Annotated in this window: 6 protein-coding genes; 3 read left to right on the top strand and 3 right to left on the bottom strand. The window is 73.1% G+C overall.

What is annotated here, in order from left to right; translation table 11 throughout:
- Nucleotides 1-117: 117 nt before the first annotated feature.
- Nucleotides 118-1,059, top strand: coding sequence for a diacylglycerol kinase (locus ACIBEF_RS22590; protein ID WP_396795151.1), 942 nt, complete (start codon nt 118-120; stop codon nt 1,057-1,059).
- On the opposite strand, the gene ACIBEF_RS22595 is transcribed toward ACIBEF_RS22590, so the two are convergent.
- Nucleotides 1,022-1,939 (bottom strand): EamA family transporter, encoded by a 918-nt coding sequence (locus tag ACIBEF_RS22595; RefSeq protein ID WP_396795140.1) that lies wholly within the window; start codon nt 1,937-1,939, stop codon nt 1,022-1,024. The genes ACIBEF_RS22590 and ACIBEF_RS22595 overlap by 38 nt on opposite strands.
- 67 nt (nt 1,940-2,006) lie before the next feature.
- Complete coding sequence (locus ACIBEF_RS22600; protein ID WP_396795142.1) at nt 2,007-2,765, bottom strand: HAD family hydrolase; 759 nt, start codon at nt 2,763-2,765, stop codon at nt 2,007-2,009.
- Between the two features lie 86 nt (nt 2,766-2,851).
- Here ACIBEF_RS22600 and ACIBEF_RS22605 point away from each other — a divergent pair, with 86 nt between their 5' ends.
- Nucleotides 2,852-5,653 (top strand): DEAD/DEAH box helicase, encoded by a 2,802-nt coding sequence (locus ACIBEF_RS22605; protein WP_396795143.1) that lies wholly within the window; start codon nt 2,852-2,854, stop codon nt 5,651-5,653.
- 165 nt (nt 5,654-5,818) lie between these two features.
- Nucleotides 5,819-6,703 (top strand): MHYT domain-containing protein, encoded by an 885-nt coding sequence (locus ACIBEF_RS22610; RefSeq protein WP_355007968.1) that lies wholly within the window; start codon nt 5,819-5,821, stop codon nt 6,701-6,703.
- A 76-nt stretch (nt 6,704-6,779) separates the two neighbouring features.
- On the opposite strand, the gene ACIBEF_RS22615 is transcribed toward ACIBEF_RS22610, so the two are convergent.
- Entirely contained in the window at nt 6,780-7,655 is an 876-nt protein-coding gene (locus ACIBEF_RS22615) for an endonuclease/exonuclease/phosphatase family protein (RefSeq protein WP_396795144.1), read from the bottom strand.
- Nucleotides 7,656-7,830 lie beyond the last annotated feature (175 nt).

The following is a 7,830-nucleotide window of genomic DNA, read 5'->3' on the forward strand; positions in this document are numbered from 1 at the left end:
GCGGCGTCGTCGCGTCACCTCCCGCGTCGGCGGCGGAACTGTTGGTGACGGCACCTGCCCCTGGTGAACGGCGGGTGTCCGACCGGTACGGTGCTGCCCGTGACCGCAGACGACCACCTGCCCGGCCCGGTCGCCGGCGAACCCGTCGACCGCGCCCCGCTCGCCGGTGGGCCGGTGGCCGTGCTCACGAACCCGTCCGCCGGTCGGGGACGGTACAGCGCGCTGCTGCCCCGGTTGTTGGACGGGCTGGCCGACGCGGGTCGGCCGCTTCGGTTGCTGTCGGCGTCCAGCCCCGGCGAGGCGGAGGCGGCATGCCGTCAGGCGGTCGCGGACGGCGCGGGTGCGCTGGTGGCGGTCGGTGGCGACGGCACCGTGCACCGGGCGTTGCAGGCGGTCGCCGGGACCGACGTGCCGTTCGGCCCGATCCCGGCCGGCACCGGCAACGACTTCGCCCTGGACACCGGCTTCCCGGCCGACCCCCTCGCTGCGGCGGCGGTGATCGCCGAGGCGGTACGCGAGGGCCGCAGTCAACCGGTCGACCTGGCCCGGATGGTGGGAGTCGACGGCGTCGAGCGCTGGTACGGGGCGGTCCTCGCGGCCGGGTTCGACGCGATCGTCAACGAGCGGGCCAACCGGATGCGCTGGCCCCGCGGCCCGCGCCGATACGACCTGGCGATCCTGGTCGAGCTGGCCCGGCTGCGCCCACGCCGCTACACGCTGCGCCTCGACGGGGTGCCGCACGACCTGGACGCGGTGCTCGTGGCGGTGGGCAACTGCCCCACGTACGGCGGTGGGATGCGGATCTGCCCCGACGCGGACCCGACCGACGGGCTGCTCGACGTGGTGGTGGCCGGTCGGGTCAACCGGCGCACCCTGATCCGGGTGAAGCCGCGTATCTACCAGGGCACCCACATCAGTCATCCGCTGGTGCGCAGCTTCCGGGCCCGCACCGTGGAGTTGGCGGCCGAGGGCATCACGTCGTACGCCGACGGGGAACGCTCCCTGGAGCTGCCGGTGACGATCAGCGCGGTTCCGGGCGCCGTGCGGCTGCTGCGTTGACCCGTACCGCGCCGATGCTGGCGGCGATCACCAGCACGATGGCGGTGCACTCCAGCACTGTCAGCTCCTGCCGCAGCACCAGCCAGCCGGCGAGGGTGGCGACGGCCGGGCCGAGGCTCATCAGCACGGCGAAGGTGGCGGTGGGCATCCGCCGCAGCGCCATCAGCTCCAGGGTGTAGGGCAGCCCGGAGGCGAGCACGGCGAGGGCGGCGCCGAGGGCCAGCACCGGCGGGTCGAGCAGCGCCGCGCCGCCGTCGGCGATGCCCAGCGGCAGGGTGACCAGCGCGGCGACGGTCAGCGCCAGGGCCAGCCCGTCCGCGCCGGGAAAGCGGCCGCCGACCCGGGCGCTCAGCACGATGTACGCGGCCCACATGGCGCCCGCGCCGAATGCGAAGGCCACCCCGACCGGGTTCAGCCGGTCGAAGCCGCCCTGCCCGAGCAGCGCCACCCCGGCCAGCGCGAGCCCCGCCCAGCCCCAGCTGGCCAGTCGGCGGGCGGAGAACACCGACAGCGCGAGGGGGCCGAGCACCTCGAGTGTCACCGCCGGGCCGAGTGGGATGCGTTCGATGGCCTGGTAGAACAGCGAGTTCATGCCGGCCAGCGCCAGCCCGAACGCGCCGGCCGCCAGCCAGGCCGACCGGTCGTGTCCGCGTAGTCGGGGCCGGCACACGACGAGCAGCAGCACCGCCGCGATGGTCAGCCGCAGAGTCACCGCGCCGGCCACCCCGGTACGCGGGAAGAGCAACGCGGCCACGGCGGCGCCGAACTGCACCGACAGGGCCCCACCGAGCACCAGCCCCACCGCGACGACGCCGCCGCCCCGGGCTGGTGGCGTTTCTGCCGGTGCCGGCGTGGGCAGCAGGATCTCGGTCACGGGCACGACGGTAGGCCGTCCGCCCTGGCCAACCTGCGGCGGCATCCACCGGCGTGGCCGAGGCAACCGCAGGTCAGCCGGGCAGGGCGAGGTCGAGCACCGCGCCCAGCCCGTTCTCCCGGCCCGGCTCGGCTGCCGGGAGCACCAGCGCCGAGCAGCCGGCGGCCACCGCGCCCGCGTCCGCCGGGGTGTCACCGACCATCAGGGTCTGCTCCGGGTCGACGCCCAGCATCCCGCAGGCACGCCAGAAGATCGCCGGGTCGGGTTTGCAGCGCCCCACCTCGTACGAGAGCACGAACGCGCCGACCAGGTCGGTCAGCCCCCAGGCGTCGAAGTGTGGCCGCAGGTCGAAGCCGATGTTGCTGACCACCGCCACCGGCACCCCGGCATCGCGTAACGCGGTCAGCGTGGGGGCGGTGTCGGCGTACGGCAGCCAGCCCTCGGTGGTCAGCAGCCGCTCGTAGAGCGCGTCGGCGAAGCCGTCGATGCCGGCGTCGACGGTCTCGGCCAGCCCGGTGTACGCGCCCCGGTGGGCGTGTTGGTAGAGGTCCCGGTCGGCCCACAGTTCGGCGAGTCGGGGCGGCACCCGCGCCGGCAGTGGCCCGCCGGCGCGGCCGGCGGTGAGCAGTCGGTCGGCCAGCGAGGTGGCGCGGACGCGGTCCAGGGTGACGCCGCACGCCGCCGCGGCCTCCGACACCCACCGCTGGGGGTCCTCCACCTGGGCCAGGGTGCCGTGGAAGTCGAAGAGCACCGCCTTGACCGGGCGTCGGGACGCCCGGCGCTCGGCGGTGCCCGGCGGACTGGTCTGGGGCGGTTCGGCATGGTCCGGCACGCCGTGCACCCTACCGACCGCCCCCGACCGCGCCTCCGGACGGCCTTGTGGGGTGACATGACGCGGCACGCACTAATCTTGGTGCCATGTCGAGCCCCGCCGAGCGGTACGCAGCGGCGCGCCGCAAGGCCGCACAAGCCGCACAGTTTCCGGCGCTGGACGAGTTCGCCCTCGAGTTGGGGTTCGACCTCGACGACTTCCAGCGGGAGGCGTGCCAGTCGCTGGAGCGGGGCAGCGGTGTGCTGGTCTGCGCTCCCACCGGCGCCGGTAAGACGGTGGTCGGGGAGTTCGCCGTCCACCTGGCGTTGCGGGGTCGGCCCGACGACCCGGCGCCCGACGTCGACGCGACGACCCCGCCGGCGCGCCGCAAGTGCTTCTACACCACCCCGATCAAGGCGCTGTCCAACCAGAAGTACCACGACCTGGTCGCCCGGTACGGCGCCGAGCAGGTCGGCCTGCTGACCGGCGACAACGCGATCAACGGCGACGCGCCGGTGGTGGTGATGACCACCGAGGTGCTGCGCAACATGCTCTACGCGGGCTCCAGCACCCTGCAGGGCCTCGCGTACGTGGTGATGGACGAGGTGCACTACCTGGCTGACCGGTTCCGCGGTGGGGTCTGGGAAGAGGTGATCATTCACCTGCCCGCCTCCGTCACCCTGGTCTCGTTGTCGGCGACCGTCTCCAACGCCGAGGAGTTCGCCGACTGGCTGGTGACCGTGCGCGGCGAGACCGCCGTGGTGGTCAGCGAGCACCGGCCGGTGCCGTTGTGGCAGCACATGCTGGTCGGCAAGCGGATGTTCGACCTGTTCCACGACGCCGACGCCGCCCGCAAGCACGACGTGCACCCGGAGTTGCTGCGCTACACCCGGGAGACCGCGCGGCGGCTGGAGCTGGGTGAGGGGCGCAGCGCCGGGCCCGGCGCCGGCCGGCGCGGCCCACGCTGGCGTGGCCCGTTGCGCCCGGACATCGTCGACCGACTGGACCGGGAGGGTCTGCTACCGGCGATCCTGTTCATCTTCAGCCGGGCCGGTTGCGCCGCCGCGGTGCAGCAGTGCCTCGCCGCCGGGCTGCGGCTCACCTCGGCGGAGGAACGGGCCGAGATCCGCCGGGTCGTCGAGTCGCGGGTCACCGCCATTCCCGGCGAGGACCTGTCGGTGCTGGGCTACTGGGAGTGGCTCGACGGCCTGGAACGCGGCCTGGCCGCCCACCACGCCGGCATGCTGCCGGTGTTCAAGGAGGTCGTCGAGGAGCTGTTCGTCCGCGGCCTGGTCAAGGCGGTCTTCGCCACCGAGACGCTGGCGTTGGGCATCAACATGCCGGCCCGCTGCGTGGTGCTGGAACGGCTGGTCAAGTACAACGGCGAGGCGCACGTCGACCTGACCCCGGGGGAGTACACCCAGCTCACTGGGCGTGCCGGCCGCCGGGGCATCGATGTGGAGGGGCACGCCGTCGTGGTGTGGTCCCCGGAGACCGACCCACGGCACGTGGCCGGGCTCGCGTCCACCCGCACCTATCCGCTGCGCTCCAGCTTCCGGCCGTCGTACAACATGGCGGTGAACCTGGTCGGCACGGTCGGCGCGGAGCCGGCCCGGGCGCTGCTGGAGTCCTCGTTCGCCCAGTTCCAGGCGGACCGGTCGGTGGTCGGCCTGGCCCGGCAGGTGCAGCGCAACACCGAGACCATCGAGGCGTACGGCGCGGAGGCCGCCTGCCACCACGGCGACTTCGACGAGTACTTCGCGCTGCGGGTGGCGATCGCCGATCGGGAGAAGGCCATCGCCCGGCAGGGGCAGACCCAGCGCAAGGCCGCCGCGGTGGCCTCGCTAGAGCGGCTGCGGGTCGGCGACGTGATCCGGGTGCCGTCGGGCCGTCGGGCCGGGCTGGCCGTGGTGTTGGACCCGGCGACCGGTGGGTTCGGTGAGCCCCGCCCGTTGGTGCTCACCCAGGACCGTTGGGCCGGGCGGGTCAGCCCCGGCGACTTCACCACTCCGGCCGAGGTGTTGGCCCGGATCCGGGTGCCCAAACACTTCAACCACCGGTCCCCGGGCGCCCGCCGGGATCTCGCCGCCGAGGTCAGCGGCACCGGCCTGGATCGGCACGCTGGCCGACGCGGGGGCCGTTCCCGGCAGGCGACCGGCGAGGACCACCAGATCACCCAGCTCCGCAGCGAGCTGCGTCACCACCCCTGCCACGCCTGCCCGGAGCGCGAGGATCACGCCCGCTGGGCGGAGCGGCGTCGGCGGCTGGAGCGCGACACCGAGGAGCTGCGCGAGCGAGTCAGTGGTCGTACCGGGTCTCTCGCGCGAACGTTCGACCGGATCGTGGCGCTGCTGACCGAGCGTGGCTACCTCGCCCGCGACGGCGCGGTCACCGACGCCGGTCGGATGCTGGGCCGGATCTGGACCGAGGCGGACCTGCTGGTCGCCGAGTGCCTGCGCCGGGGGGTGTGGAACGGGTTGTCCCCGGCCGAGCTGGCCGCCGCGGTGTCGGTGGTGGTGTTCGAGGCGCGCCGCGATGTCGACGAGCGGGCGTCGCTGCCGCGGGGGCCGGTGGCCGACGCGGTGGACGAGACGCTGAAGCTGTGGGGGGAGATCGAGGCCGACGAGGCGGCGCGGGGGCTGACGGCGACCCGGGAGCCGGATCTCGGTTTCGCCTGGCCCGTCTACCGGTGGGCCCGGGGGGAGGCGCTGGCGAAGGTGCTCGGCAGCGGTCACGAGATCGATGGTGAGATGCCCGCCGGGGACTTCGTCCGGTGGGCCCGGCAGGTCGTCGACCTGCTCGGTCAGATTGCCGACTCGGGTGGTGCCACAACGGAGCTGCGGTCGACAGCTCGACAGGCTATAGCGGCCGTCAATCGAGGCGTTCTCGCGTACCACACGTCAGCATGATGGTTACTCCCAGTAACTTTCGTTGGGCAAATCGACGCAGCGGACGGTTACCTGAACGGCACCCCTCGAATAGCCCGGGGGGCCTATTGCGCCTGATCACACCGCCCCCGATCATTGCCGGGGCGTCTTGTTGACGCGTCGGTAACGAATGGGGAGAAAGCCGCCGTGGCGGAAATCAATCACTTTGAGTACGGGTGGATCACGCCCGCGTTGAGTTACGCGCTGTCCGTGCTCGGCTCGATCCTCGGCCTGGTCTGCGCCGGGCGCATCCGTACGGCCCGGACGAACGGCCAGCGGGCGTGGTGGGGTCTGCTGTCGGCCTGGGCGCTGGGCGGCACCGCCATCTGGGCGATGCACTTCATGGCCATGCTCGGCTTCGCCGTCGAGAACACCCGGATCCGTTACGACGTGCCGCTGACCGCGGCCAGCACGGTCATCGCCGTGGTGGCGGTCGGTATCGGCCTGGCCATCGTGGGCACCGGTCGGCTCAATCCGGTACGACTGATCGCCGGCGGTGTCTTCACCGGCGTCGGCGTGGCCTCCATGCACTACACCGGCATGGCCGCCATGCGCCTCAACGGCACCCTCGGCTACGACACGGTCCGGGTCGTGCTCTCGGTGGTCATCGCCGTGGTGGCGTCCACCGTCGCGCTGTGGCTCGCGATGACCGTCCGGCGGGGGTTGGCGATCTTCGCCTCCGCGCTGGTCATGGGGATCGCCGTCAACGGGATGCACTTCACCGGTATGAGCGCCCTGTCGGTGCACCGCCACGAGCGGGCGGGTGAGGTGACCGGCGCCGGGGTGAGCACCCTGCTGGTGCCGATCGTGCTGGCGGTGATCTTCGGGGTGGTCGGTCTGCTCTACGCGCTGCTCGCCGCTCCGACCGACGACGACCGGGCCGCCACCGCGTACCTGAACGGGCTGCGGCTCTCGGAGCCGCCGGCCCCGGCGCCCACCCCTGCTCCCGACCCGGTCGGGTTGCGCGCCCGCTCCACCCTCGGCCAGCCCGGTACCCCGTTCCCGTCCCGCCGGGACACGCCGCCGCGCTGACGCCGTGCGGCCGGCCCGCGCCGCGTTGCCGGCGACCTCGTGGATCCGGCCGTCTCGGTGCCCGTACGGAGGCGGATCAGGCCGGCCGCCGGCCGGGACGGCTGCTGTCGATCGTGAGGGTGACCAGCAGCCCGGGATGGTCGGTCGTCCCGTTCATGGGCACCTGGCTGCGACAGCAGAGGATGATGTCGGCGGTCGCCGTGACGTGTTGCAGTCGGCCGTCGTCGACCCGCTGATGGCCAGGTGGGATGCAGGACCGCACGTCGGGGTCGGGGCCGGCGCGTAGGTTGAGGTCGCCGCCGAGCACGGTCGGCTCGTACCCGGCGTCGCGGCTGATCGTCGGCAGGATGGTGCCGAGCAGGTGGTCGCACTGCGCGAGCGCGACGCGGTAGCCGCCGCTGGCCGACAGGTGCGTGGTACAGGCGAGCAGGGCGCGGTCGACGTCGACGCAGAGCCAGGCGCGTTCCTCCGGGTCCGCTAGGTCCTGCGTCGGGTGGGTTCCGGCGTACACGGTGCTCGGTGTGCCCGCCGTCCGCAGGTGGGCCAGTAACCCGATGCCGAACCGTTGGCCGTTGCGGCAGCGGGTGTCGTCGCCGCTCGGGCGGTCGCCGGCGGCCTGGAACGCGGCCACCACCCTCTGGCCAGGGTGGACGGTTTGGAACACCCGGCGCAGGGCCGGCAGGTCGCCCGCGCAGATCTCGTTGAGGGTGACCAGGTCGGGCGCCTCGGCGGTGATCACCTCCGTGGCCCTGGTCATCGCACGGCCGGTGTAGCAGCCGGCGAGGCCACTGTTGCAGAGGTTCATCTGCAACATCCGCAGGACCGTGGGCTGCGCGACGCCGGTGGGCACGGCCGGCGGTGCGGCCGGCCGGTTGGCCGGCAGTGCGGCGGCGGCGAGGATGCAGCCCACGGCCAGGGTTCGGCGCAGGAACCGGTAGGGACGGGCGGCCACACGGACTCCGGGGTGCACGAGGCGACAGTCGTCGCCGAGGTGCCAGTGATCCTACTGGCGGCCGAGTCGACGATCGAGATCCTAGACGAGTAAGTCCTAACGACCCCGGGGTGTGGGCATAGACGAAGGGTGTTGAAGATCTGTTTGTGACGACAGACCTCAACACCCTTCTGAC

It is taken from the genome of Micromonospora sp. NPDC050795, from assembly GCF_044456785.1.
Lineage (GTDB): Bacteria > Actinomycetota > Actinomycetes > Mycobacteriales > Micromonosporaceae > Micromonospora.

What these genes read in the sequence shown, in the direction of transcription:
- ACIBEF_RS22605 (WP_396795143.1), top strand. Translation starts at nt 2,852, where the DNA reads ATGTCGAGCCCCGCCGAGCGGTACGCAGCGGCGCGCCGCAAGGCCGCA.